Here is a 25,539-nt window from a genome sequence, read left to right as displayed (position 1 = left end):
CACCGCTCCGCGCAAACCGCAGAGGTTGCCGGCAGCAGGTGGACGAGTGCAGGCCGGCGCGTGCCCGCTCCCTCGGCGGCGCCCCCGCCCGGCTGACTGGCTGGCTGGCTGGCTGGCTGGCTGGCTGGCTGGCTGGCTGGCTGGCTGCACGAGGAGGTGCTTCGGTTCGGGAGATACCAAACCGAAGCACCTCCAGCTCCCCTCAGGAAGCGGTGTCGAGGACGATCACCTCCAGGCCGGCCTGCCGCCCAGCGGCCAGCACGGCCCGCACGTTGTCCAGCCGGCCGACCTCGCTGGCGACCGGCTCGACCCTCGGCCAGGCCGTGTCTGCCTCGGAGATGAAGTCGTTGTAGGGGGCCACGAGCAGGATCCCTGTCCGGCCTTGGGCGTACCCCAGCACCACACCCGAACGCCCGAACTACCCGTCCGGAGACGGGCCGGTCAGATTCAGGCGAGCGCCGAAGCAGCCGTGGATCACCACTGACGCGCGCCGGTCCACGGTCGGTCAGCTCGGGTCCGGACCGGCGAGCCCGCTCTTGGGCATGCCGGTTCGAAGGACTGGGAGTTCCGGGGCCGTCTGGACGGTCGCACGAGCCTGTTCCCACCTCGCCCCTGCGCGCTCCGGGAACCTGCGATCATCATCCGCATGGCATGCGACGTGTGTGGCAGTGAGCTGGCCGGTGGCCCTGACGCGGTTCCAACGAAGATGGAAGGCGGAGCTTGGGTGGCTTGCGGACATTGTCTCGCGACCGTCATCGTCATGGGGCCCGGTGAGATGCTGCGTCCGCCGTATCGGCCGACCGCAGACCGGTGGTGCGCCGCGGTGGACGCTTCCGGTGTCCCGGAGGTCGAGCACGCCGTCGTGACCACGCTGACCCTGTGTGGGATGAGCGTCGAGCGGGAAGAGCTGACCGGATACGGGTATTCATGGTCCCCGCTCAGGCCGACAGCCTGCACGACATGCCGATCCGTCGCCGCCGATGTCGATGCGCGATGGCCGGTCGGCCGACGCGGCCGTCTCGCCCGCGACGGTTAAGGCGATTTCTGAGCCCAATAGCGGCTGGGGTGCCGGGTGTTCAAGCCGCGGTGGGGAGGGGCGTCCACCCCAGCGGATGCCCTTCTCACTTCGGATCCGGGCACGTTCTTTGCGCTCGGCGGCCAGGGCGTCGCGATGGCGGGCGTAGGCGTTGCGCCAGCGCAGGTAGGCGTGCAGAGCCCAAATCTGCACGGTGTGGGTTGGGGTGGTGGGAGTTGGCGATGGTGAACTAGCGCAGGAGTCCGAAGTGGGCTTCGATCGGGTTCGCCCACGAGGCGTAGGTCGGGGTGAAGCTGCAGGCGGCATGGATCGACTTCAGTGCGACCAGTGTGTTCCCGGCGCCCTTCCTAAGCGGGTTGACGCCCCATAGGCGGGCGTCGCCGACGGAGTAGTTGCCGTGGAAGTACCGCACGGCCTGGGTGCGGTGATAGGTCGCCGGCACCCGGTCGGCGCGCTTCTGGGCGGCCCAGCCAGAGCCCGCGGTGGGTCGGATCCCGAGCGGTCCGAACTCGTCGAAGGCGAACACGAAATTCCAGCTCAAAGCCGCTTCGCCGACCTCAGTCCTGCCTACTCTCTGGCAGTGCGCCGGCGCCCGAGAAGCCGCTCTACTATCGGCACGTGCCGGAGACGTGGAGAAGCCTTGATGCTGGAGCCCGACGCCGTAACTGGTGGTGGACAGCAGTCCTTTCGTTGCTTCTCGCAGGCCTGGCTGTCGGGGCGTACTTCAGTGCCCGAGCAGAGCCGGGCTCCTCCGCGGAGGAGCCCTGGTGGTGGGTGGCTGCGATCGGGGCAGCGTGGTTGAGCGCGCTCTTCTACATGATCAACCGTGGCTACGGCAGGACACTCCTGACACCTGACGGCATGAAGTTCCACACCTTCGTCAGTCGGCGTGCGATTACATGGAGCGAGGTCAAAGGCATAGAGAGGAAGAGCCACACGACTCGCAGCCGACAATGGTGGGAAGTACGTGTGGAACGAGCCAGTGGGCGGTCGCTGGCGATACCGGGGATCTTCACTGCGCGTCGGCATGACCCGTTGTTCGAGCACAACCTAGCCGTAGTGCGAGAATACTGGTCGCGGACCCAACGGTGATCTGACCTCAGTGGCTGACATCAACAGACGCGAACGGTGCCGAGCGGCAAGCCGCAACCGCTCCCGAGCGGCCCTCCCGGCGTCGGTCAACCCGCCACCCCGCGCGTATCTCACTCCACAGGACTACTGGCTCCCGGCCGCCGCTGTTCGGCGAACGGCCAGGGCATCACCCGCCCAAAGTTGTCCGCTCTCGGTCTGGACACCGCCTCCGGCTCCGACGTCAAACGCCTGCTCGCCGAAGGCCACCCCGACGCCATCCGTCTGGCCCGGGAGGCCGGGCGCCGCGTCGGCGAAGTCCTGGTGACCGTCGTCACCGAACGAACCGGCGGAAGCTCGCCGGCGAGCAGACGGGCGACGACGGGCCGATGCATCTCGGGCATGCACATCGCCTCGCCCGCGGCCGCAATGACCTGGGCTGCCTTCGGGCGAAGCATCCGCACGCCGTCCTCTGCGGCGAAGCAGGGCCACGGTCTCCGCGGTCAAGGGCGGCGCCGACCGGGACGGCGGCATCCTCGGCATGGAGCTGCTGCGCCTGGGTCTGGAGCGGGGCCGCACGGCCCGGGAGGCGCTCGACGTCATCTGCTCGCTGGTGGAGCGGCACGAATCGCGAAGCCCCTACATCAACTCGGTGGATCGAGGCTCAATCCGAGCTGATGAGCCTGTACTCCTCAGGGTCCAGCACCTGGGTGCGCTTCCTGTACTCCCGCATATAGCCGGGCCAGTTGGCGACTATCCGGCCTGTGCCGTCGCGGTACCAGGAGTCGCAGCGGGTCCACGCTGTCCCCGCGAATCGGGCCTGCAATGCGCGGTCCCCGGCGGCCTCGACCTCCGGACGCACCTCGATCGCGGCCGCGCCGTTGTGCTGGACCCACTGGAGTGCCTGGCGCAGATAGCCGGCCTGGGCCTCCAAATAGAAGATGATCGAGCCCCCGGAAGTGTTGGTGTTGGGCCCGTACATCAGGAAGAGGTTGGGGAACCCCGGGACCGTGATGCCCAGATGGGCGTGCGGGCCGCCGGACCAGGCCTCGCTGAGCGTGCGACCGCTGGTGCCGGTGACCTCCGTTGGCAACACGAAGTCGTTGGTGCGGAAGCCAGTGCCGTAGATGACGCAGTCCACCGGGTACACCCGGCCGTCCGCGGTCTGGGGGCCTTCCGGCCGCATCCGGACGATCGACTCGGTCACCAGCTCCACGTTCTCGCGCTGCAGGGCGGGCAGGAATGTGGAGCTGAACAGGACGCGCTTGCAGCCGAACTGGTAGTCCGGCAGAGCACTGCGGCGCACCTCGGGATCGCGCAGCTGCCTGCGCATGAACGCGGCGGAGAGCGCCCCGCCGAGTCGGCCCGCAGTGCGCGGGTGGCGGATGGCGACCGTCAATGACCCCGCGTAGCAGGCGATCAGGCTGCGCCACAGGCTCCGCGTCACGGGGACACGTCGGAAGAGCTCGCGCACCGGGCGCGGATAGGAACGGTTGATCCGCGGCAGATACCAGTTCGGTGTGCGTTGAAAGACCGTCAAGCCCGCAACTTGCTCGGCGATCTCGGGGACGAACTGGGTCGCGCTGGCCCCCGTGCCGATCACCGCGACCCGCTTTCCGCGCAGGTCGTAGCCATGGTCCCAGCGTGCGGAGTGGAAGCTGTGGCCGGAGAAGCAGTCCAGGTCGGGGATCCTGGGCAGGGCCGGCTGGTGGAGCTGCCCGGTGGCCATCACCACGGCGTCGGCGGTGCGGGTGGCGCCGGAACATCCGTCAGTGTCCTCGACGGAGACCTTCCAGGTGCGGGAGCGCTCCTCCCAGCGGCAGGCGGTAACCCTGGTGCCCGGGGTGATCAGCCGCTCAACGCCGAACTCCGCGACTACCGCGCGCATATACTCCAGGATCTCGTCGCCCGGGGAGCAGACTCGGGACCACTCCGAGCGCTGGGCGTAGGAGTAGGAGTACAGATGGCTAGGCACATCGCAGGCCGCGCCCGGGTAACGGTTGAAGTACCAGGTGCCGCCCGGTTCGGGCGCGGCCTCCAGTATCTCCAGATCATCGAACCCGTACCGCCCGAGTTCTATCGCCGCCGCGATTCCGCCGAATCCTGCGCCAACGACAACCACCCGCATGAGCGCCTCCTCCACTCTCCTCCGCGAGGCTAAGAGCTATCACGTAATGCGGGTCGGGGCGTGTCTCACTTCTGGGAGTGCTTCGTTTACCGGATGTCGATCTTGAGGTTGTGGAGTGCGGCGACGCCGGCGACGGCGTGGTTGATCGCGTTGCCGCGGCGTCTGCATTGGCGGAGGAACTGGTGGTCTTTGAGTCGGGCGATGGTGTGTTCGGCGACGGCCCGCCGTTTGCGGAACCGGCGGTAGGCGCGGTCTTTGATGATGCGACCGTCGACCCCGCGGCGTGGTGTGCGGATGCGGTCGCATCCGCGGTAGCCGCCGTCACCGGACAGGCGGGGATGATCAGGGAGTGTTTTCTGGAGGGTTTCGCGGAAGACGACCACATCGTTGCGGTTGCCCGGCCAGGCGTCTTTGACGGCGACGACGCGGCGGTCGCGGGCTCTGCAGACGATCTGCACGTTGACGCTGCGCCGGTAGTTCTTGCTCTTCGCTGTGCGTTGCTGGTCGTGGACGGGGATGAGTGTGCCGTCGACCACCCACAATTCCCGCCGGTCGGTGGGCGGTGGCCCGAGGAGTTCGGCGAGCGGTGCGGCCAGCCGAGAAATGACCCGGTGGGCGGCCGCGTGGGAGATGCCGAAGAGGGAGCCGAGTTGCTGCATGGTGAGGTTGGTGCGGTACGCGAGGACGATGAGCAGGACCCGGTCGGGGAACGGCAATGCCCAGGGCCGGCCCCTGCCGGTATCGGGCGCGAGTTCCCACAGTTGCCTGACGAGGTGCTGCATGTGCGGCCCGGTTAGGCCTGTCCAGGCACGAAGGTCGGACGAGGTGCAGTGGGCAAGACGCAGGCGCATGACGGCCATCGCAGAGATCGAAGTCCTCTTGTGAGACGGGGCGTTGTCAGTGGGCTCTTGTAGCTTTGGTGTTGGTTGCCGCACTGGTCAAACTGCGGGCAGGTGACGTCGTCGTTGGGCGTGAGTCAAAGAAGGAGGTGGAGCATTGGTGAGCACAGCATTGGGCAAGCCCGTGTCCGCCTCCGGCGGTGCGCCTCCTGCCCGCCGGTTCCGGGGCAAGAACAAGGGGAAGCGCTGGACGCGGGATAAGGACACCGAGCTTGCGGTGATCCGCCTCCCGCTGGATGTCCACGAGCCTGATACCCGGCACCGGACCGAGGACCTGTTCTCGGCGATGTGGTCGATCAAGCGGGCCTTGCAGCGTGATGCGCGGGACGCGGTCGATGCGTACTGGGCCGGTGATGTCCGCCGCGAAGTGGACGCGAAAGCGTGGCGGCTGGAACTCGGTCTGTCCCGGGAAGGGATGGAACGCCGCGCCTACCGGCACATGGAACACTCGAAACACCTTGCCCATCACGTCACCAAAGCTTTGGTGATGCACCAGGCGGATGAGGTGTTCGAGACGTCGGTGAGCCGGCATTTGTTCCCGGATGCCTCCGGCCGCAGGCACGGCCGGCCCCGCGTGGGCCGGTGGTGGGACTACACCCGCATCCCCGGCCGCGCCCGCTCCCACACCACCTCGCGGACATGGGAAACCTTCCGGCTCCACGGCACCCTCGCCGGGCACCTGGACACCTACCGCCATCGCAGTCTCGACCGCACGTTCCTCACCCCGGAGCAGGTCGCCGCGCTCCCTGCAGGGATCGGGGTGCTCGAGCAGCCGCGGCACCTGCCCAAGCCTGCGCGCCCTTCGGGACGCGTTCAGACGGGCGAGGTGACGGCGAAGAACACGCCGAAGACGCGGGCCGCCACGTGGTGGGATCACACCGGACCTTTGGCCGTCGTGTTCACCGGCGGAGCGGATTCCCGCCGCGGCGACCTGGTCCTGCCCGTCCGCCTGCCGTCGGGTTCGGGCCGCTGGCCGCGTCTGCTGCACTTCCTGAACAACCCCGACACCTGGCACAAGATCGACCTCGTGCGCCGCCGCGACACCTCGGCGCCGGGCGGATGGGCGTACCAAGCCCACCTGACGGTCCTGACCGGCGGCTACGCATCCCCCACCACAAAGGCCCGGCGCGCAGGGGCGGCCGCACTCGAGCGGGTCGGCGGCATCGACGGCAACGTCTCCAACCTCTCCATCGTCTCCTTCCCGAACACCTTCGACCCCGCCGACGGTGGCGTGGAGGCAACCCGGATAGAGCCGTCCGATGAGGAACTCGCCGCACTGGCGAAAGCCCGCCGCAAAGACCGCGGCCGCAAGCGCGCCCTCGACCGCTCCCGCCGAGCCTCCAACCCCGCCCAGTACCAGCCGTCGAAACGGCAGCAGGACCGGGCCGAACGCCGCCAGGCCGCACGCCTGCCCGCCCGGGCCGTCGAAACGCCCTGCGGGGCAAGGGCAGCGAACAAGGCTGGAGTGCCCAAGCACGCGTACCGCCGCGACAGCCTGTCAGCCGGCTACCGGCTCAACCGGGCCCGGCTCGCCGAAGCCGCCGCCACCGCCGCGGCGGCCAAAGACCACCGCGCCCGCCGCATCGCCACAGCCATCACCACTCACCACGGCGCCAACCTGATCGTCGAGGACTGCGACATCCGCACCTGGTACCGCCGGTGGGGCAAAGCCCTGCAGGCCACCACACCCGGCCGGCTCATAGCTGCCATCGGCCGGGAGTGTGAGAAGACCGGCGGGCGGATGCTCCGAGGCTCCACCTTCACCACCAAACTCTCCCAGGCCTGCTTCTGCGGCGAACGCGTTCCCAAAACCCTCGCCGACCGCATCCACACCTGCCCCACGTGCGGGCTCGTCGGCGACAGGGACAAAATCTCCGCCGCGCTCTGCGCCCACGTCCACCTCGCTGATCCGGACGACCCAAGCACCGCGCGCCTGGACATAGTCCAGGCGCACCACACACAGATCGTGTTCCATGAAGGGCTGCAAGAAGCCCTGTCGAGTCAACCGCAGCGCGGTGACCGCCCCACCCGGGGCCGCACCCACGCGGCAGCCCACAAGCCGGAAGTTTCCGGCCGCGGGCCTCTGCTCGACAAAACACCACCACCCGGTACCGCACTTACCCCGAATGAGACCCGACCCGCGAACGAGCGGCACAAGGCCCACGTCGGAACAGCCGGCTGCACGGAGCTGACACGCCACCCAGGCGCGCCGGCTCCGTACAGACATCGGGTGGACATCACCTCATTACGTGATGACTCTTAGCGCGCCCCTCGTGCCCTAACGTCGCACGGCCACCACGAACATGCTGGAGATCGTCGGCGGCCGCACGAGTTTCCCTCCCCGGCTGAAGCCGGGGATACCCCCGCAAGATCAACGGATGGAGGTGCCCCGATGGCATACCGATCCGATCCGTAGTACCGTTCCAATAGGTAGAACTGCAACCGCGACAACGGGAGCCACACATGCCTGCAGTAGGCGAGAGTGAGCGCGCCCCCAACATCGCCAAAGGCGTATGGGACGCCGCCGGAGCCCGCGCCAAGTCCGAGGGCCTGCCTCTCATCTGGATCATGAGCCGCGCCCTCACCGAGTACGCCGCAGGAACCCTTCCTCTGCCCCACACCACCACCGATGGGCACGCAGGGAACCGGCGCGGACGCAGCGTCTTCGCGTCCCACGCGGTATGGAACGGCGCCGACAGGCAACGCACAAAGGACAACGTCCGCTCCATGTCCGCGCTCTGCGAGATCCTGCTCCACGCCTACGCCCGCGGCGACATCCACCCCTACGCCCGCATGGTCACGACGGCACAGCGCGAGGCGCTCGCTGCTGCCTCCGGCACACCCCATGGGGCCACGGGCGCCACGTCCGTACCCGTAGCCGCCTGACCCGCTGTCGTCATGAAAGGACTTAACCAATGACAGCCGCCACAGTCGGCATGCGGGGACCCATCCCTCCCATGCCCGAACGCACCCCCAAAGCGCTGCGCGCTGCCATCGCAGAGCACACGCCCAAGCTCCTGCCGGACTTCGACCGCAATTGGCGCGAGAAGATCGCCGACACCTACGACCTGGCACCCCTCCCCGCCTTCATGGCCCGGTGGTGGGCCGAATTCGCGCTCGCCAGGGATCCTCAGCTGCAGTCCAAGGTTCACCGCCTGGAGGACGAGGCCGCGCACGCCACCGACAACGCCCATGCCAAGGGCCTTGTTGAAGAGGCCGGACGCCTGCGCCGCGAGGCGAGCAAGGCGGAACCCGGCCAGTGACAGCCGAGTTCATGGGCCCTCCGTGGCAGGCCGACTGGACGAAAGAAGCCGAAGACAACAGGAACGCCCTGCCCCTACAGGCCCGCTCCCTGGTCGACGCGGCCCGCGCCGAACTCGTCACCGCGAAGGACCCCTACTTCCGGGGCATCGACAAAGCCGCGGACCTGCCCGCCGGAATGAGCGTCGAACCCGTCCAGTCCACCCGCCCCGGCGGAGCCCACATCATCTACTTCGATCATGGCAGGGGATGGCTGCGATACGTCTTCGCCCCCCGCACAGCCGACCCCCAGATCGTGATCGATGAGTGCATCTGGCTGTAGGCGAGCATCCACGCCGCACCCTCCTCGCCAACCTGCGAGGTCTATAGATGGCACCAGCTTCAAAGAGCAGCGCTACCGAGTCCACGTAGGGCGCTTTTCTGGAGCGGTGAGTGTCGAGCAGCGACTGCACGAGGGCGCCACCTGCGCGGTCTCGGCCCATGGGCTCAGGCGAGGGCGGCGACCATCAGGGCGAAGGCGGCGATGATGACGGAGACGCGGACGTAGTGGAAGCGGTACCAGCCGTTCATCTGCTGCTTCCAGTCGGCGGGCAGGCCGTCGGCGGTCCACGTCGTGGCCCGGCTGTTGATCGGGACGAGCAGCAGGATCGACATGACCACGCTGAGGATCAGCGCGGCGGCGGTGACGACGAGGCCGCACCAACGGCCGCACTCCGACTTCAGGCGCACCGTACGAGAAGCAGCGGGCCCCCGGCGTCGCCAGCTTCTCCTTGAGGTCGTCCAGCTGATAGCCGGTCAGCCATTACGCATCGCGGCCACGGGTGCCCTCCGTGATTGAGGGCGCTGACCATGCACGGCCGGGCCTGTGGTCGGGCCGGCCACGGTGACGGTCAGGGGGTGTCTCCGCACCAGTCGAACCGGCGCCGGTCCACCGGTCTCGGGGAGTACAGGGCGCGGCCGCCCGGCCCGTACCGGCCTATCTCCGTATGAAGGGCGATGTCTTCGGCTCGAGCGTGGTCGGGCCAGTTCGTGATGTCCAGTAGCAGACCATCCAGCGGGCCGGCCACGAGCTCCACGTAGGTGCGCCCCTGCCGCGGTCCGGCATCGTCGTGGTCGGCCCCGTCGACACGGCCGTGCATGAACTCCAGCTCATCCATGGCGGACAGCGTCGCAGCCGCCACCGACGGCCTGCGTGACCCACTCGCGAGATGGCCGTTCAACACGGCATCGCGTGCATGAACATCCGTCCCCCCGCGGACACGCGACCCCGTGCGGGCTCGAAGCCCCGCCCGGACGTCGGGCCCGGGCGGACAGCGTGGACGGCACGTCGACCACGTTCTCGCCCGCCGCGGCCAGTTGCTGGGCCAGGGTGCGGCCCAGGCCGCGGGCGCCTTCGACGGCGAAGCGGCGTTCGGGCCACTGCTCGCACCAGCGCATCAGCTGGCGGAAGGCGCCGGCGTTGACGGCGAACCGGCGCTGGGCCAGCTGATGGCCCGCGGCGTCGACCGCGACGGCGGTGTGGGACGCCTTGTGGGGGTCGACGCCGATCAGAATCACAGGCTGGCCTCGCACTCGCTGAGACAGGGAAGGGAATGCGGCGGGCATCCTGACTTGAAGTCACAGCGTCACCATGATGTTCATGCCTCTGTCGAGCCACACCGCGTGGGTGCCGGCCGGCGGCGGCACGCTAAGGACGAGCCAGCCCGTGGGCGGCAAGGAACAGGTCGAGCCCGTGCCAACCGGCACCCTCGACGCTACGGCCGTGAACCGCGCGTCTGGGATCGATTGAACAAGTCAGGAATGGTGTCCTGACCCTGACCAACGAGCTCTTCGCGGCCATGGCCGCTGCATCCGTCGCCAGCTGCACCATCTTGCGCTTCGATCCGCACAACGCCACCGTCACCGGTGCAACCGCCGGCCACGTCCCTCTCCTGTGAGCTCGGCGTAGCGGCACCCACGGCATCCGGGAACTGCCGGTCGGCCCCAACCTGGGTGTCCTCCCCGCCGCCGCCTACCCCCAGGAAACCTTTCCCCTCGCCGAAGGCACCACCCTCGTCATGGTCACCGATGGAGTGGTCGAAGGCCCCACCCTGCCGCTCGACACCGGCCTGGCACGAGCCGGAGCACTGACCGCTCAAGGCACACAAGAGAGGGCAAGCATCGAATCCACGGCAGACGCGTGCTCGAAGCCTGTCACGACGTCGACCATCTCGACGACGTAGCTCTCCTCGCCATCCGCCGCATCCCATAGACAACATATCGGTCGCCCAACACACGCCAAAGCTCTTCATACCGGCGCCTTGCCCGAGGCGATGTGCGGGCCCGACCAACCCGAGATGCGAACCCCGCTAGACTTGAAAAATCAGCATAACGGTGGTTTGTTAGTTCGGGGGGTAGAGGTTCAGGGTCTGTCCGGTGGTGACCGCGTCGATCAGGGCTTGGAGTTCGGGTGGAGGGGGCGCGTTGGACCAGGCCCGCCACCAGCGTTGCAGCACGATCGACGGGGTCAGCCAGCCGCGGACGGCGCGAATCGCCTTCGGCCAGCACGGCGGCAGTGCCGGGCCCCCTCTCTCCAGCGTCGGCTTCCGGCACCAGTGTTGACGTACTCTCAGGTCCCGCGCTGGTGCGTCCTGCTTCCCAGCAGAAGGCGAACGCGCAATTGACCAGGGTCTGGTGGCGGCGGATCGCGACATTGGAGCGCACCTGGAAGTCGGCCCACCCCAGCTCGTCCTTGACCTGCTTGTAGCCCTGCTCGATCCAGTTTCGAATCCCGTAGATCCGCACGACCTCGGCCAGGTCCGCGGGCGGATAGGGGGACTCGGCCGCGCGGGGCGAGCCGGGGCGGGGCAGGTCGGTGGCCAGGTACCAGGTGGCCTTCTCCGGCAGGGTGGACGGATCGGCGGTGGCCACCACCAGCCGCGTCAGGCCGTCCGGACCCCAAAAGCCCAAGGTGGCGTCGGCGGCCCACCAGGTGGCGGTGTGCCCGTCGCGGAAGGTGCGCACCACCGGCGTCCAGGCGCCGGGCTCCTCGGGGCCGTGCCAGGCCAGTTCGCGGGCGGCGTCCACCGGGGTGCGGGCCTGGTCGCCGTAGGCCCACACCCCGCGGCGGCGCTTGACGGCCATCACGAACGGCACCTTGGCGGCGTGCAGCTCGCACCGGAAGTCGTCCAGGTCCCCGTAGGCGCCGTCGGCCACCGCCGCCCGGAACGCGATCCCCAAGAACCTGGCCTGACAGGCAAGTTGGGCGGCAATCTTCCACTTGGTACGGAAGGCCGGGTCGCTCTTCCCCCGCGGGAAGTGGTGGGCCGGGGTGTAGGGCACGGCGTGCAGCGGGTAGTAGAGGCGCTCGTCGGCCCACAGCGTGGTCACCGTGACCACGGCGTTGTCGGTCTTGCCGTACCGGCCCAGCCACTGCCGGCCCACGTGCGCGGTGGCAGTGCCGTCCTTGCGGTCCCCGGAGTCGTCGATGACCAGCACCCCGCCGGCGTGCGGGGCGGTCGCCTCGCCCTGCAGCAGCAGCTCCAGCCGCCGGGCGTTGACCCGCTCAGGGTCCCAGGTCGACTCGGACAGGAAGAACTGCAGCCGCTGCACCGCCGGGTGCTGGGCCCCCACGACCGGCTCCGCCCCGGCCAGGCAGGTCAGCGTCTTGTTCCGGTCCCGCGGGGCCAGCAGCCCGGTCAGGTACTCCCTAAACCCGCGCCGCTGCGCCAGCGACGAGAACAGGTCGTCGAACCGGGCCGCGTAGCCCTCCAGCGGCCCCGGCGCCGGCGGGCACGGACGCCTCGCGGTCACCATCGCGACCACCTCCGAACAACATCGCCCCCGCCTACCGGCCTACCGCACGTTCCGCCCCAGGTCAACAAATCACCGATAATTATGTTGATAAGGAAGAAACACATATGAAACAGGCAGCAGGCACTGTGACTTAGACAGTGACCAGCAGATCAGAGGCATAGCAGAGGCGAATCGAGTGGACCGCTTTCCTTACCGAACAGCTCAGCGACCGATTCGTTCGCCGAGCCGAGCACTCCCCTCACGTCACTCGGAAGCCTGGGCAACACCCACGCAGCGGTGTCGAGCGCACCATGCCCACCGGCAGGCTGCGCGTCCTGAAGGCACCAGCCATTCTGCCTACCTGCCTCACTGTCGTCCGCCCACCGGAGGAAGTGACGCCTCATGCCCCCGCTCCCGCCGCCAACGTGGATCCCACCGCTATCAAGATTGCCTGTCTGCTTCCCGCGTTCTTGATCCTCGGCGGCATGGCGGCAGATCTCTTCGCTCCCGAGCCGTATATGGGTTTGCCCTTGCTGGCCGCGGCCCCCCTTGTGGGGTGCGTCGTCATGCGTATCCGCACATGCATCGGTGTCGCTGCTGCGGCATGCCTCGCCGGTGTTGCCGTCGATCTGTGGACCGGTCGTCCCCTGCCCGCGACTCTGGTGGACTTGGGTGTGGTCGGGCTGATCGGCCTCATCGGCCTGTGGGTCGGCCACCTGCTGTCTCGGCAGCGCGGCCGCCTGACTGTGGCCCGCGACATCGCGGAAGCGGCACAGCGCGCCGTCTTGCCCTCACCACCCGACCGCGTCGGATCCTTCAGCGTCGCCGCCCGATACGAGCCCGCTCAGACGGAAGCCAGAATCGGCGGTGACCTTTACGCGGTCCAGGAGACACCCTTCGGGCTGCGCGCCATCGTGGGCGACGTTGTCGGTAAAGGCCTGCGCGCCGTACCCGCCGTCTCCGCCGTCCTGGGCGCCTTCCGCGAGGCCGCAGAGTCCGCTCCCGACCTTGGAGTGCTAGCGCAACGTCTGGATCACGCACTCGAGCGAGACTGCCACGCCGACGAACAAAGCGCCGAGTACTACACCACGGCCTTGCTTGCCGAAATCCCGGCCAGCGGTGACACCGTCACGGTGCTCTCCATGGGTCACCCCGCGCCATACCTTCTGCACCCGGGAAAGGTCACGCAGCTAGAGCCGACAACACCCGATCCGCCGCTCGGCACCGGCCTGCCCGAGGCCGCTCAGGACAGCACCCCGGACATCTTCCCCCTGCCTCCTGACGCCACCGTCCTGATGCTCACCGACGGCGTACTCGAGGCCCGCAACCGGCACGGGACCTTCTACGACCCCACAGCAACGCTGACCCGACGCACCGGCGCGCACCCAAAGGACATCGTCGACGCTCTCGTCCGAAGTGTCTCGCAGTGGACCGACGGCGAACGCCAAGACGACCTGGCCGTGCTGGCACTTGCCCGCACCCCGGCAAGCCGCCAGGAGGCAGACCTGGCCGTCCGGGGACAGTGGACGCCGACCCTGCTCCCGCTGCGCGCACCCAACGCATCACCTGCGCCCTCCCCCACTAATCGGAACAAGCAAGGGTTCTGATCTTCCACACGGGGACAGCAGCAAACCCTGGCAGCGGCGGAAAGCCACGAGGATGCGGGGATGCCGCCCGGGGCGATGCGCTGTGCGGGGCGCCGGGTCAACCATTGAAGGCTCCCCTCCCTGAAGGGAGGGGATTCTCCACCCTCCAGGGTTGAGCGGGGATGTACGGCTCAGACTGCCACCGGAGCCAGCGGCTCAGGTGGTCTTACGCCCTCGACACCGTCCGGGTTCCAACCCGCCCGGACCAGCATCACGCGGGCGGAGTTCTTGTCCCTGGGGGACACGGCTCCGCACACGGTGCAGGCATACGTTCTCATCGAGAGAGGGAGTGCGTGCTTGGTTCTCGCCCCGCACGTTGCGCAGTCCATCGTGGTGTGCGCCGGGTGCACGAGACGGACGTCCCGTGCGTGCTTGCGGCCCATCTCGATCAGGGCACGCTTCGTCGCCGCGATGGCCGCGTCGGCCGCCTTGCGGGCCATGGTGGTCTTCGCGAGGAACTTCGGGCGGAAGTCCTCCACCGCCACTCCGTCATGATCGCGCATGACGGCCTTGGCCCACTTGCGGCCGGTGTCCTCACGCTGCCGCGCGATCTTCCTGTGCAGCTTCGCTGCCTGTGCCTGCGCCTTCCGGTAGCCGGTGGATGCACGCTGTCCTTTCGGTCGCCGGCGCCGGGCCATCATCCGCTGGTACTTCGCGAGCCGCTGAGCGGACCGCTTGCCGAGTTCGGCATGCGGAAGGTCGTAGGCGTCATCCGTGGTGGTCGCGGTCTCCTTCACACCCCAGTCCACGCCCAGGACGTGGCCGGTCTCCACAAGCGGCTCGACCTGGGCCGGGGCGACGAAGGAGGCGTACCAATGCCCGAGCGTGTCCTGGTACACGCGCACACTCGACGGGTCGGCAGGAAGAGCCCGCGACCACACCACGCTCAGCACGATCTGGCCCGCAAGGTGCAGACGACCGTCCTTCAGACGGAAGCCGCGCCGGGTGTAGTTCAGGCTCGGCCTGGCCTCCCGCTTCTTCTTCCAGCGGGGCATCCCGGCCCGGCGGTGCTGCGCAAGCCCGTCCTTGATGTCCTTCAGCGCCTTCGCCCTCGACCTGGCGAACTCCCGGATCACCTGCTGCTGCGGCACGCTCGCGCCCTCAGCCAGCCACGGTGTCACCCCGCGGGCGTCGGTCAGCATCCTGTCCAGCTGCGCCGGACCACACGTCAACTTCTCGCCGCCCGCTCTGCTCTGCGCGTGGGCCTGCCGGGACTTGGCCACGCATTCGTTCCAGATCCAGCGGCAGCGATCCCACTCGGCTTCGAGTGCGCGCCGGGCTGTCTTCGACAGGCGTACACGGAAGGTGTACCGGGCATGCCCGGTGTCCTTCGTGGTCGCTTCTGTCGTCATGCATCCGAACCTACCTGGGAGGACTGACAGTTGAGAGTTCTTGACCGTTGTGGGCGGCATCACGGCCGTGCGGGGTGGACGCCGGATCGCCCTGACGGCGATCCGGCTGTCCCTGCCCTGCTCCGCAGGAGTCCGATTCCTCCCCGGCCTGAAGGCCGGGGCATCCTCGGAGAAAGCCGGTGAAGAGCCAAGCGCTGCAGGCGGCTCGCGGCCCGGGTGAGCACTCCGATCTGGTGGGGGGCCTCGGGCGGGCTGCCGTCGCCGGGGACGGTCCAGGCGAGCCGCCCCCAGGTGGTACGTTCGTGGACGAGTATGGGCTCGCAGGCCTCGGAGCAGGAGTGGTCGCGGGCGTGGCCGGTCCGTTCGGCGCGGGCGCGTTCCTTCTCCCCCCGGCCCGGGTGGCCGATGGAGGGTCGCTCGTGGTGCGCGGTGGGCGGCGGTGTGTGAGGCGTGTCCGTCACGAGGTACGTCCCTCCAGGTGCTCGGTGAAGGCGGAAGTGCAGCTGGTGCAGCGGCCGCCGCCGTCGGGGTGGGCGCGCCGGGGGGTCCGGAGCAGGTGCGGCACAGTGGCCAGGCGAGGCAGGCCGGGCAGAGGTCCTCGCTCGGGACGGTTCCGGGCACGCCACAGCCGGCAGATTCGACGAGGGCCCGGTAGGCCAGGGCCTCGCTCACCGGGCGGGCGGCGGCGGAGCCGGTCATTGGCTGCGGCCGCGGGGTATCCCGCACGGGCTGGTTGTCCGCGATGGCGGGCGGCGGGTAGAGGTGAGCTGCGCGCAGGCGGGCGGCGATGATCGCGCCGACCGTCGTCCGCGTCGGGTGGGGCAGGGGTCGGGCGGCGATGACGTGGCGCAGTTGCTCAGCTTTCCAGCCGGCCTCGAGCATCACGGTCACGACGCGGCCTTGGTCGGTCAGCGTCTGCCCGGTCAGCAGTAGCTCGGGGCGGGCCGCCCCGAGGTCGAGCAGCAGCCGGATCCCTGGGTGCATGTCATCCGCTGTGGGCGTGGCTGGTGGGGGTGTTGGCGTGTCCGGCTGGTCCGTCCGTCCAGGTGCTCGTGTCGCTTCGCCGCGGCGCGGACGGAGGGGTCTGGTGTTCTGCCTGTTGGTCTTCTTTCTGTTGGTGTTCTTAGTGCCGGGATCAGCCAACGTAGGCTCAGCCAATCTTGGAAAACCCGACTCTGGTTGCGACCTGGGGTTTTGCAGGACAGGCAGGTCGGTGATGACGTACAGCGCCTGGCCAAGCGTGCCGTCGGGATTCCGCTCGCGGGTGCGGTGGAGGAATCCGTGCCGCTCCAGCTGCTTGAGCCCCGTGGTGACCGCGTCGACGCCCTCGCGGCCGCGGCGCACCAGTTCGGCGACGGTGACCTGCCAGCCGTCCCGATGCGTGCTGACGTACCCGAAGATCCCCCTCGCCTTGTAGGAGATTCGGCTGTCACGGAAGAGGCCGTTGGCGATCTGAGTGAACCGGTCGGCCGCCATCACGCCGCGCCGGATCCCCGCCGTAAAACCGACGTCGCGTTCGTCGTCGTTCGCCAGGGTTGAGACACCCCATGTCGTTGAGTGTCAAGCGGCGTGGGGTTGTGCGTAGTGCGACCAGGCGGTCGCTTCGTCGTAGAGAGAGCGGGTCTTGAGGCATCCGTGGAGGATGCCGACGAGGCGGTTGCCGAGCTGGCGCAGGGCGGGGTTGTAGTCGGCTTCGCGGGCGCGTTGCTTGTCGTAGGAGCGGCGGGCGCCTGGTGCGGCCCGCAGCGCGGAGAACGCCTGGGCTTGCAGGGCGTCGGCGAGTCGGTTGTTGCGGACGTAGCGGGCCTGGACGGTGTGGCTCTTGCCGGAGGCCCGGGTGATGGGGCTGGTGCCGGCGTAGTTCTTGCGGGCTTTCGCGGAGGCGTAGCGGGTGGGGTCGTCCCCGAACTCGGCGAGCACCCGGGCGCCGGTGATCTGTCCGATGCCGGGCATCGAGAGGTAGATCTCAGCGTCCGGGTGCGCTCGAAAATGGGCCTTCACCTGCTCCTCCATCGCGGCTATCTGCTCGTTCAGCGCGATGATCACACGGGCGTGGGCGGTGGCGGTGGCCGCGTAGGCGGCGGTGACCGGCTCGGGCAGGCCGAGCTGCCGTTCGCGCAGCGCGGCCTGGATCGTGGCCGCTTTCGCGTTCCGGTTCCGCCGACGGGCGCGGGCCAGGACGGCGGTGATCTGGGTGCGGGTCAGCTTCGCCCCGGCCGCCGGGGTAGGCGCCTTGATCAGCAGTTCCAGCGCATCCGTGCTGGTCAGCGTCAGGTCCGCGTAGGCGTCAAGAGCGGCGGGGAAGTACTCGCGCAGCGTGCTGCGCAGCCGTTGGAAGGTGCGGGTGCGTTCCCAGATCAGGGTCTGGTGAGCGCGGGCGACGACCTTGACGGCCTGGGCCTGCTCGCTGTCCCCGGCCACCGGGCGGAGCTGGGCCCGGTCGATGCGGACCATGTCGGCCAGCGCATGTGCGTCGCCCTTGTCGCTCTTGGCTCCGGAGGAGGCGTACCGCTCCTTGAACCGGGCGACCTGCCGGGGATTGATCGCATAGACCCGGTAGCCGGAGACGATCAGGGACTGCACCCACGAACCGCGGTCGGTCTCGATCCCGACCACGACTTCGGCGGCATCCAGGTCCCCGCCGCCGTGCTTCGCGAGGAGCTCGTGCAGCTTCGCGATGCCCTCCACCCCCTCGGGCAGCCTCGTGGCGGCCAGCTTCCGGCCGGCCCCGTCCTGGACCTCGACGTCGTGGTGGTCTTCGGCCCAGTCATCGCCGATCAGCAGCAACTCGTCCTCCAGGTCAGGTACTTCGCTTCCCTTGCAGCCTGCGGAAGGCGCGGCGCGGCCTAATGGATTCAATGCTCACGCCCCATCGGGCGGGCACGCCACCCCATGAGCGGTCTGGCCTCCCGGCCGACCAGCAGGGGCACGGTCTCAACCCAGAACTCCAAGGGTTCCGGCGGCAGTAGTGCTCACCTGCTGGCGGCTACGGCACCAAGTCTCTCCGACCCGGCAAGTCCCATTAGGCGGCTCTCAGCAGGGCGACGTCGAGGGTGGCGGGACGGTCGGTGATCAGTAGACGACCTCGCCGAGCGTTCCGTTCGCCCGCCGCAGGCGTTCGCGGACAAGGTAGCCGTACCGTTCCAGTTCCTTCAGGCCGGCGCCGGCCGCTTCCCGTCCGTCGGGCCCTGCGGCAACGAGGTGGGCGAAGGTGCCACCCAGGCCCGCTGCTCGGCCATTGCCGCCTTGTCGCCATGTAGGGGCCAGCTCTGCCCGCGCACCAGTAACTCGACCATCGTCATGCCGTCGCACACGTCGGTCTTCAGCCGAACCTGCCCAGCTGCGCGCCGGCCATCTTGACCTGATAGGGATTCAGTTCAACGACGTCAAGGCCCCGTTCCCGAGCATCACCGCCAGCACCCGGTGATAGTGACCTGCGGCTTCGACGCCCCCGGACGCTGACCGCGGCGAGCCGATGCCCCGCCGCGCGGACGGCCAACTCAAGCGCCTCAGCGCCGGGCAGGGTCAGCTCGTGCCGAGACGTGCATGCCCAAACGTCGCGACCCCTCCGCCGGCATCCGGCCACCACTCGCCCGCGTCCCGCGCCCCCGGACGCTGAGATCTACCTTTCGATGCCCGGCATCACGGAGATCACCGGCGTCCGGGGCTCGCCGAGTTCGGGGACGACCCTACCCGCTACGCTTCCGCCAAGGCCCGGAAGAACTACGCCGGCGCGAGCCCCATCACCCGGACTTCCGGCAAGAGCCACACCGTGACGGCGGTGCGGGCCTGGTCGACGGTCAGGCGCACGGAGACATCACGCGAAGGTGTGCCGTCTTTAGGCATCAGCGCCGTGGGTATCCGGCATCGGCAATTCGAACCACACGGTTTTCCCTCGTCCGCTCGGTGAATTGCCCCATGCCGATGCCAGCGCGGAGACGATGACCAGTCCTCGCCCGCCCTCGGCCTGGTCCTCTTCGCGGGGAACCGTTACGGCCTGCGCGAGATGCGGATCGCTGTCGCGGACCTCTACGCGTATGCGTTCGGGATACCTGTGCACGTAGACGTATACGTCGCTGTCACCGTGGACCAGGCCGTTGGTGACGACCTCCGACACCAGGAGTTCCTCGTCATCGGCCATGGCGGACAACTCCCACCCGGCCAGCCACTCCCGCAGAAGTCTGCGCGTCTGCTGGGCTCCGTGCAGATCGCGCCGGTGGATCCTCAACTGCCGGACGTTGTGCTGAGCTTCAGCCGAGGGTCCTTCGTAGACGACCAGGAGCAACGCGGCATCGTCGGAGCACCGCAGGGGCGCCTCGCTGAAGCCCCTGATGAGTCGGTCACCAACGGACTCAAGGTTCCCGGGGTCGTCGAAGGCCGCGCTCACCGCCTTGGGGTCCACATTGCCTCCGAGACCGGCCAGACCGTCCGTGTAGAAGGCGAGCAACGTGCCCGGCTCGAGTTGCAGGTCCGCCACTTCGTAGGTCGCCTCCGGGTCGATGCCCAGAGGCATGCCTGCGTCGAGGAAGACGGGTGGCATTCGGCCGTCAGCCGTGCGCATCAGAGGCGGTGGATGCCCAGCGGTGGCGATCTGCGCCCTGCCGGTGTCCGGATCGAGCCAGGCGCAGCAGCAGGTGGCGAAGAGGTCGGTTTCCAGGCCGATCATGAGCTGGTTCGCCCGGGCGAGCACGACTCCGGGGTCGTGTCCTTCGGTCGCGTAGGCGCGCACGCCGCTGCGTAGCTCGCCCATGACCACAGCGGCGGCCGTGTTGTGCCCCTGGACGTCCCCGATCACCATCATGACCCGGCCCTCGGGGAGCTTGATGAGGTCATACCAGTCTCCCCCGAGTTCGATTCCGCTGGTCGCCGATGCGTACCTGCTGGTGCTCACCACTCCGGCCGGCTGGGGCAGCACGGGTGGCAGCAGTGCGTGCTGCAGGTCATCGGCCAGCGCGTGCTGAACATCCTGCATCTTGGTTCGTTCGACCGCTTGACCGACTGCCGTGGCCAGCGTTGTCAGCGTTCCCTGCTCGGCGACGATGTCCCTCCGCTCGACGCCGAACGCCATCGACAGGGCACCCACCGCCCTGCGCCCGGCAATCAGCGGCAGGACCATCCAGAAGCATTCCTGGTCCGACAGCGGCTCGGGCAACCGACCGGCTGTCTGTGTATCCCGAGGGCCGTACAGGACCAGGCGCCGTCGGTCCACCGCCTCCGTCTCCGGCCTGCGCTGAGCGAGCAGTGAGCCATGCAAGGTGCGTATGAATTCCCTTGCACAGCCCGAGCTGCAAGCTACGCGGAGCCGATCTCCATCGACCAGGCTGACGACGGCAGCACGGGCCTGGAATCCGTCCAACACACGCTCCATGGACATCTCCACGACGTCCCGGGTGTGAACCGTCGTTGCCAGCAGCGTGGCGAGTTTGTGCAGATGGTAGACGAGCGGAACGGTTGATGAGGTCATGCTTTCGGCGCCCGCCCCCTCACCTTCTACGGTGACCACGTGCGGTACCAGGGGTGGAACCATCGATGTCCCGTGATCGGCCAACCGGTCCAGGTCGCGGGCCAGCGACGAGGCCGCGACGGCCAGTCGCTCCCGGGCCGACTCAGCGATCTCGCCACCTACGAGCAGCCAGAAAGCCGAGAGCGTCCCGAAGCGGCGGGTCGGCGAGAAGAGCGGCGCGGCCGCGGCCTGCAGTGGGAAAGGTGCGAAGACTGTCAGGTCCGGGTGGTCTGTTATGAAGTCCACAGTCGCGGTCTCCACACGGCCCGACTGCCACGCCCGTGACGACGGCCAGCTGCTGTCATCCAGGGGTACATGTTCGGGCGCTCCCACTCCCGCGGCGGTCACCGCCACGACAGCAGCGTGCAGATCCGAGGTGTCCGGCACTTTGAGGTAGACCGTCGCGGCCGCCGCGCCCAATTCGCCAACAACGCTCTCGGCCGCCGAAACCAGCAGTTGTTCTCTATCCCGCGTTGCGAGGGGCAGACGTTTCGACCCCGGCGGGACGGGCCCATACCGTTCCATCTCTTTCGCCGCCCAACTGCCGTTGGCGCTGCTGCTGGCCTCATTTTACTGCCGCTGTCCTGACCTGCTCTGATTTCTTGCCCGATCGTCGGCGCTTGCTGTTCTCAGTTGGCTCGAGCACGGAGTGTGAGGAATCTTCTCGCACACCTGGCGATCCTCGACGCGCTCGGGGTGCGGCATGCCGTGCTTGCGATGACCAGCAGTCACCCCGCGGACCCCGAGCCCGTGCGTGCCGACGGCGTCGAGCGCAGGGACATCGTCGCCGAGCAGGGAACGCTGACAACGCTGGCCACGGCAGTCGGTCAAGGGGTCGAACGAACCAAGATGCAGATGTTCAGAGATGACCTGCAACCCCACGGCGGTGTCACCCAGCGCAGCGCCCGCGACGGGCTCAGCCACTGCGCGGCAGCAGCCGGTTCCCCTCAGCCGAGTTCTCGGCGGTGGTCCGCTCCCGCTGTCGCATCCGTGACGTCGGCGGTGCGGCCTCTGGCCCCCGTCGGCGTTTTCTGCCCGGTGACGTCGCCCGGCCCGGACAACCACCCCTGTGCCCGGCAGCACTACGGCTATGACAGCAGACGGCCGCGCTCATGTCACGCAGGCCGCCCAGCGATGCCGCCGTGCTCCCCGCCCGGCGGATGCGGGTCAACCACACCCGCGGCGCGGGGGCGCCTGGGCCTTGTCTCACGGTCTCGCCGACCACACCTCTGGCCCTCCGCCGTGCCACTCGATCAGGAGCGACTTGGCCCCATACACCTCATCCCAGCCCTCGATGCCCGACGCGGTCCAGGAACACGCTCAAGTCGTGCAGGCTGTGCCCGGTGCCCGGGATCTGATCGTCGATCTGGATACGCCGACCGCCTGTCTCTTCGGACGGCGACACGATCACGCGAGGTTCGACCATTTCACCAGGGTCACTCCTCCCACGCTGGCGCGCATGCTCAGAGGGGCCCCTCTGCAGCACGTAGCCCGCCTCGCCCCATGGGGGAGGGAGCGGCGAGGCGGGCTTGAGGGGTGCGATAGATGTCGTGACGAGCTCACTGTGACACGCGAGGCCTGCCTGGCGAGGTAGCTGCAGCTGCGCAGCCCCTTTAAGGTGATGTGCCTGTCAGGTGGTGAGGCGAACCGCCAGTCGGACAGCTGGCCGTCCTCGCCGACCTCGGCGGTCAGCCGCACGCCCGGCAGATCATGGACCTGGATACCGATGGCGTCGGCGATCTCGGTGGCCGGGTAGCGCTCCGGCTCGGCCTGCTCCGCCGGCGGGACGTCGGCGACGATCTCCGCCTGGTCGCCGAACAGCAGCAGGGCAAGGACACGGACACGCTCAGCGGTCATGGTCTCCATTCCTCGCGATAGGCAGGGTGGTCGCCGTATGCGGCGGCGAGCAACTTGATCGACCAGTAGTACGCGGCGTCGAAGCCACTGTCCGGGTACTTGGCCTAGGTTGGTCTACTCCCACGCCGCAACAGAGGTGACGTACTGAGCCCCGCTTTAGCTTGATGTTTACCCTCGCTGCTGTCTCAGGCGGATGTGTTCGGTGAGGGTTTCGATTCGTTTCACGGTCTTTCCGGGTTCGTGTCGTGGGGCTGGCCTGCGGTTTCTCGAGCCGAGTGGGCGTCCGGGTCCGGGTCGGGCGGGTTTGGGCACGCCGGCGGGGCGGGCGGTTGCCTGCCCCGCCAGAGCACCGAAACCCTCCCGCCCCGGCCCGGGACGACCACCCAGCCGCAAGAACGCCCGGCCCACCCCGCTCTACGACGTGCACACAGTCGGCAAACCAGACACAGCAAAACAGCGAACGAAGAAGTCAACGACTCCTCGCCCCCGTCGCACAGGTTAATAAGGTGTGGTGGTTGCGGTGCGGTAGAACTCGGTTGCGGCGACGGTGGCCGGGACGCCGAGTTCGGCGGCGACTGCGGTGATCGCGGTGGCGCCGACGGCGAGGTCGGCTTGGCCGTCGGTCGTGAAATACGGTGCGATGAACGTGTCGTAGTGGGCTCGGGCTTCGCCTGCGGTCTGTCCGTGGAGGAATGTCTGGATGTGCCGCACCGTGGTGTCGGGGTCGTTGCGGATCACCTGCAGGGCACGCCGGTGGGCTCGTAGGACGGCCTGGACTGCGGGGTTGTCCGGGTGGATATAGGTGGGGTCGACGGCCACGCCCACGGTGGGGATCTGGAAGTGGTCGCCGACCCAGGCCAACACCTGCCAGCCGTGCTCGGCGGCTACCGCCTCCGGTGCCATAGTACTGCCGACCAGGGCGGCGTCGATCTCGCCGTTGCGCAGCCGGCGCAGGTCCATGCCATAGTCGCCGGGCGGGCGGACGATGGTGTGGAGGTCGCGGTCCGGGTCGAGGCCTGCCTTGCGCAGCACGATCCGGGTAAAGCACCCGGGTGCGGTGTGGGGGGCGTGGACCGCCAGCCGTCGGCCGGCCAGGTCGGCCAGCGAGGTCAGGCCGGGGCGGGCGAGGAACCAGAACAGCGGGCGGTGGGTGTTGACATTGAGTGCGACCCAGGGGGTGCCGTCGGTCAGTCGGGACAGCAGTGCTCGGCCGAGCCCGATGGTGGCGCCGCGGCGCAGCCGCTCCTCGTCCCAGGTGCAGCCGTCGCGCAGCGCGACGTGGACGCCCTCGTCGGCGTAGTAGTCCTGCTGGTCCGCGATGTAGGCGGCCAGTTCCTCATGCAGGCCCCGCCCGACATAGGCGAGATCAATGGTGTGCATGAACCTTTTTCCTTCGTTCGTGTCACGTCATGCGCCCGCGTGTATCGCGGGCGCTGCGGTCCATGGCGCTGAGGGGTCGGTGTGCCGGGTGCATGCCGACCGGGACGGTATGCCCGGGCGCGGGGGACAGTGACGCGTCAGTACATGGACATTCCGCCGTTGACCGCGGCCGTGGTTCCGGTCATGAAGGCGTTGTCCTCGCCTGCGTAGAAGGCGACCGCTTGGGCGACGTCGGCCGGGTGTGCCAGGCGGCCCAGGGGGGTAGCGGCCACCTGCCGCTGCTTTTGCGCATCGTCGAACACGTCAGCCGCGATGCGGGACTCCACCGGGCCGGGCGCGACGATGTTGACCGTGATGCCCTGCGGGCCCAGTTCCTGGGCGAGGTACCGGGCGAACTGCTCCAGTGCGGCCTTGGCCGTGCCCAGTGCGATCATGCCCTCCCGGGGCCGGCGGCTGAGGCCGGTACCGAGGTAGATGATGCGTCCCCAGCCCTGTTCCTTCATGGCGGGCAGGACGGCCTTGGTGACCGCGAACGCCGCATGCATCTCGGCGTCGAGCTTGCCGCCCAGTTCTTCCCACGTCATGTCCTGAAACGACTTGACCGCATACGGGATGAGCGCGTTGTGCACGAGTACGTCGATGCCGCCCCATGCTGCCTGGACCTGCTCGACCATGCTCTCGACCGCCGCCACTTCGCGCACATCGGCCTGCACGGCCATGGCCTGGCCGCCCGCGGCCTCGATGTCGGCCACAACCTCCTCGGCTGACTTGCTGCTGCGGAGGTAGTTGACCACCATGCGCATCCCTCGCGCGGCCAGAACGCGGGCGGTGGCCGCACCGATCCCGCTGCTGGCCCCTGTCACCAATGCCACTCTGCCGGTTGACCCAGTCATGGGCCCGCCTCCTCCTCATCATCGCGGGCCGTCGCAATGACCGCCCCGAGTTGGTCGTCGTCGGTGCCGGGGCGTGCTGAGCGGATCGTCCCGTAGAGCACGGTGTCGACGGTCGCCCGCAGCAGATCCGCCGCGGTCCAGTCCAGCTCGTGCGGCAACTGCGAGGTGAGCAGCCGCTCCAACGCGCCGCGGATGATCTCACTGAGCAGCTCGGGCGGCGCCGCCAGCAGTGCCTGCCGGTGTCCGTCCCGGAGCAGCTCGTCGAGCCGCCGGTAGACCACCGCGTCCGTGCGCTGCTCCACGTACTTGCGCAGCATCGCATCCCCGCCCCGCCCGGTCGCGAGCTGAGCCGCGCCGATCCGCCCGAGTTCGATGCCGGCCGCGATCAGGAACCGCTGGACCCGCACATCGAACGGCTGCCCTTCTGCGTCCTCGACCGCCGTCACCAGCGTGCGCTCCACTGCTGCGAACTGCCGCTCCAGCACCGCGGTCAGCAGGCTGCGTTTATCCGGGAAATGACGGTAGATCGTCTTCTTGCTCATCCCGAGCTCACGAGCGAGATCGTCCATGCTCACCCGGGTGAAGCCCGGCGCGAGGAACAGTCGGCCGGCCGCCTCCACGATCACCTCAGCACGCGGCCCGCTATGCTCCGGAACTGAGGGAACTAGTCTAGTTTCCATGGTTTCCATCATGGCCGCCCCCTTCGTGCTGTCAAGGCACTCTCTCCGGGCGTGCGGGGCTG

General features: G+C 68.6%; 21 protein-coding genes and 6 pseudogenes. 8 read left to right on the top strand and 19 right to left on the bottom strand.

The genetic code is table 11. The annotated features are described in order from the left end of the window. Window positions 1–202: 202 nt before the first annotated feature. Window positions 203–361: a hypothetical protein gene (locus ACQEXA_RS56120; RefSeq protein ID WP_432920623.1), complete on the bottom strand. Its 159-nt coding sequence runs from the start codon at window positions 359–361 to the stop codon at window positions 203–205. A 462-nt stretch (window positions 362–823) separates the two neighbouring features. Between ACQEXA_RS56120 and ACQEXA_RS56115 the strand changes: the two genes are divergently transcribed. After that, window positions 824–1,036, top strand: coding sequence for a hypothetical protein (locus tag ACQEXA_RS56115; RefSeq protein ID WP_433134841.1), 213 nt, complete (start codon window positions 824–826; stop codon window positions 1,034–1,036). A gap of 57 nt (window positions 1,037–1,093) precedes the next feature. On the opposite strand, the pseudogene ACQEXA_RS56110 reads toward ACQEXA_RS56115, so the two are convergent. After that, a pseudogene (locus ACQEXA_RS56110) lies at window positions 1,094–1,562 on the bottom strand (IS630 family transposase); the annotation flags it as partial. 746 nt (window positions 1,563–2,308) lie between these two features. Between ACQEXA_RS56110 and ACQEXA_RS56105 the strand changes: the two are divergent. After that, window positions 2,309–2,443 (top strand): annotated as a pseudogene (locus tag ACQEXA_RS56105) (sugar kinase); the annotation flags it as partial. Window positions 2,444–2,768: 325 nt separating this feature from the next. On the opposite strand, the gene ACQEXA_RS56100 reads toward ACQEXA_RS56105, so the two are convergent. Next, window positions 2,769–4,232 carry a flavin-containing monooxygenase gene (locus ACQEXA_RS56100; protein ID WP_432920629.1) on the bottom strand — a complete coding sequence of 488 codons (1,464 nt, stop codon included), beginning with the start codon at window positions 4,230–4,232 and terminating at the stop codon, window positions 2,769–2,771. A gap of 86 nt (window positions 4,233–4,318) precedes the next feature. Further along, window positions 4,319–5,092, bottom strand: coding sequence for a transposase (locus ACQEXA_RS56095; protein WP_433134151.1), 774 nt, complete (start codon window positions 5,090–5,092; stop codon window positions 4,319–4,321). A 139-nt stretch (window positions 5,093–5,231) separates the two neighbouring features. On the opposite strand from ACQEXA_RS56095, the gene ACQEXA_RS56090 reads away from it, so the two are divergent. The 4 genes from ACQEXA_RS56090 to ACQEXA_RS56075 all read left to right on the top strand — a co-directional run bounded on the left by ACQEXA_RS56090 (window position 5,232) and on the right by ACQEXA_RS56075 (window position 8,714). Then, entirely contained in the window at window positions 5,232–7,394 is a 2,163-nt protein-coding gene (locus ACQEXA_RS56090) for a transposase (protein ID WP_433134149.1), read from the top strand. Window positions 7,395–7,594: 200 nt separating this feature from the next. Next, window positions 7,595–8,017, top strand: coding sequence for a hypothetical protein (locus ACQEXA_RS56085; protein WP_359411645.1), 423 nt, complete (start codon window positions 7,595–7,597; stop codon window positions 8,015–8,017). Window positions 8,018–8,046: 29 nt separating this feature from the next. Then, a complete protein-coding gene (locus ACQEXA_RS56080; RefSeq protein WP_432920638.1) occupies window positions 8,047–8,394 on the top strand; it encodes a DUF6247 family protein in 348 nt (115 codons plus the stop codon). Next, window positions 8,391–8,714: a hypothetical protein gene (locus ACQEXA_RS56075; protein ID WP_432920641.1), complete on the top strand. Its 324-nt coding sequence runs from the start codon at window positions 8,391–8,393 to the stop codon at window positions 8,712–8,714. Before ACQEXA_RS56080 ends, ACQEXA_RS56075 begins: the two co-directional genes overlap by 4 nt. 164 nt (window positions 8,715–8,878) lie before the next feature. Here the strand turns inward: ACQEXA_RS56075 and ACQEXA_RS56070 are convergent. From ACQEXA_RS56070 to ACQEXA_RS56060, 3 genes and pseudogenes are all read right to left on the bottom strand, one after another. Continuing rightward, a pseudogene (locus ACQEXA_RS56070) lies at window positions 8,879–9,088 on the bottom strand (anthrone oxygenase family protein); the annotation flags it as partial. A 194-nt stretch (window positions 9,089–9,282) separates the two neighbouring features. Next, window positions 9,283–9,549: a hypothetical protein gene (locus ACQEXA_RS56065; RefSeq protein ID WP_432920644.1), complete on the bottom strand. Its 267-nt coding sequence runs from the start codon at window positions 9,547–9,549 to the stop codon at window positions 9,283–9,285. Further along, window positions 9,542–9,949, bottom strand: a complete 408-nt coding sequence (locus tag ACQEXA_RS56060; protein ID WP_432920647.1) for an IS110 family transposase — start codon at window positions 9,947–9,949, stop codon at window positions 9,542–9,544. The genes ACQEXA_RS56065 and ACQEXA_RS56060 overlap by 8 nt, the downstream gene beginning before the upstream one ends. 401 nt (window positions 9,950–10,350) lie before the next feature. Between ACQEXA_RS56060 and ACQEXA_RS56055 the strand changes: the two are divergent. After that, window positions 10,351–10,614, top strand: a pseudogene (locus tag ACQEXA_RS56055) (SpoIIE family protein phosphatase); the annotation flags it as partial. A gap of 190 nt (window positions 10,615–10,804) precedes the next feature. On the opposite strand, the pseudogene ACQEXA_RS56050 reads toward ACQEXA_RS56055, so the two are convergent. Continuing rightward, a pseudogene (locus ACQEXA_RS56050) lies at window positions 10,805–12,184 on the bottom strand (IS701 family transposase); the annotation flags it as partial. 548 nt (window positions 12,185–12,732) lie between these two features. On the opposite strand from ACQEXA_RS56050, the gene ACQEXA_RS56045 reads away from it, so the two are divergent. Then, entirely contained in the window at window positions 12,733–13,773 is a 1,041-nt protein-coding gene (locus tag ACQEXA_RS56045; RefSeq protein ID WP_433134147.1) for a PP2C family protein-serine/threonine phosphatase, read from the top strand. A 170-nt stretch (window positions 13,774–13,943) separates the two neighbouring features. On the opposite strand, the gene ACQEXA_RS56040 is transcribed toward ACQEXA_RS56045, so the two are convergent. From ACQEXA_RS56040 to ACQEXA_RS55990, 11 genes and pseudogenes are all read right to left on the bottom strand, one after another. Then, window positions 13,944–15,164, bottom strand: coding sequence for an RNA-guided endonuclease InsQ/TnpB family protein (locus ACQEXA_RS56040; protein ID WP_433134145.1), 1,221 nt, complete (start codon window positions 15,162–15,164; stop codon window positions 13,944–13,946). Between the two features lie 457 nt (window positions 15,165–15,621). Next, window positions 15,622–16,670: pseudogene (locus ACQEXA_RS56035) on the bottom strand (hypothetical protein); the annotation flags it as partial. A 54-nt stretch (window positions 16,671–16,724) separates the two neighbouring features. Then, complete coding sequence (locus ACQEXA_RS56030) at window positions 16,725–17,951, bottom strand: IS110 family transposase (RefSeq protein WP_433134143.1); 1,227 nt, start codon at window positions 17,949–17,951, stop codon at window positions 16,725–16,727. 285 nt (window positions 17,952–18,236) lie between these two features. Continuing rightward, complete coding sequence (locus ACQEXA_RS56025) at window positions 18,237–18,476, bottom strand: hypothetical protein (RefSeq protein ID WP_433134141.1); 240 nt, start codon at window positions 18,474–18,476, stop codon at window positions 18,237–18,239. Window positions 18,477–18,887: 411 nt separating this feature from the next. Further along, on the bottom strand, window positions 18,888–19,010 hold the full coding sequence (locus tag ACQEXA_RS56020; RefSeq protein WP_432920653.1) for a hypothetical protein: 123 nt from the start codon (window positions 19,008–19,010) through the stop codon (window positions 18,888–18,890). Next, the gene (locus ACQEXA_RS56015) at window positions 19,003–20,913 is read right to left on the bottom strand and encodes an ATP-binding SpoIIE family protein phosphatase (RefSeq protein ID WP_433134139.1); all 1,911 of its coding nucleotides are present in this window, start codon (window positions 20,911–20,913) and stop codon (window positions 19,003–19,005) included. The genes ACQEXA_RS56020 and ACQEXA_RS56015 overlap by 8 nt, the downstream gene beginning before the upstream one ends. Window positions 20,914–22,074: 1,161 nt before the next feature. Then, entirely contained in the window at window positions 22,075–22,524 is a 450-nt protein-coding gene (locus tag ACQEXA_RS56010) for a hypothetical protein (protein WP_432920659.1), read from the bottom strand. Continuing rightward, window positions 22,521–22,577, bottom strand: a complete 57-nt coding sequence (locus tag ACQEXA_RS56005; RefSeq protein WP_432938725.1) for a hypothetical protein — start codon at window positions 22,575–22,577, stop codon at window positions 22,521–22,523. Before ACQEXA_RS56005 ends, ACQEXA_RS56010 begins: the two co-directional genes overlap by 4 nt. 445 nt (window positions 22,578–23,022) lie before the next feature. Further along, a complete protein-coding gene (locus tag ACQEXA_RS56000; protein WP_432920662.1) occupies window positions 23,023–23,904 on the bottom strand; it encodes an ABC transporter substrate-binding protein in 882 nt (293 codons plus the stop codon). 137 nt (window positions 23,905–24,041) lie between these two features. Beyond that, window positions 24,042–24,797 carry an SDR family NAD(P)-dependent oxidoreductase gene (locus ACQEXA_RS55995; RefSeq protein WP_432920665.1) on the bottom strand — a complete coding sequence of 252 codons (756 nt, stop codon included), beginning with the start codon at window positions 24,795–24,797 and terminating at the stop codon, window positions 24,042–24,044. Then, on the bottom strand, window positions 24,794–25,477 hold the full coding sequence (locus ACQEXA_RS55990) for a TetR/AcrR family transcriptional regulator (protein WP_433134138.1): 684 nt from the start codon (window positions 25,475–25,477) through the stop codon (window positions 24,794–24,796). The genes ACQEXA_RS55995 and ACQEXA_RS55990 overlap by 4 nt, the downstream gene beginning before the upstream one ends. Between the last annotated feature and the right edge of the window lie 62 nt (window positions 25,478–25,539).

Origin of the sequence: Streptomyces sp. CA-106110, assembly GCF_050936285.1 — a bacterium.
In the GTDB taxonomy this organism is placed as follows: domain Bacteria; phylum Actinomycetota; class Actinomycetes; order Streptomycetales; family Streptomycetaceae; genus Streptomyces.
The sequence above is the reverse complement of the archived record's forward strand: the minus strand, read 5'-3'. Positions and strand labels throughout refer to the sequence as shown.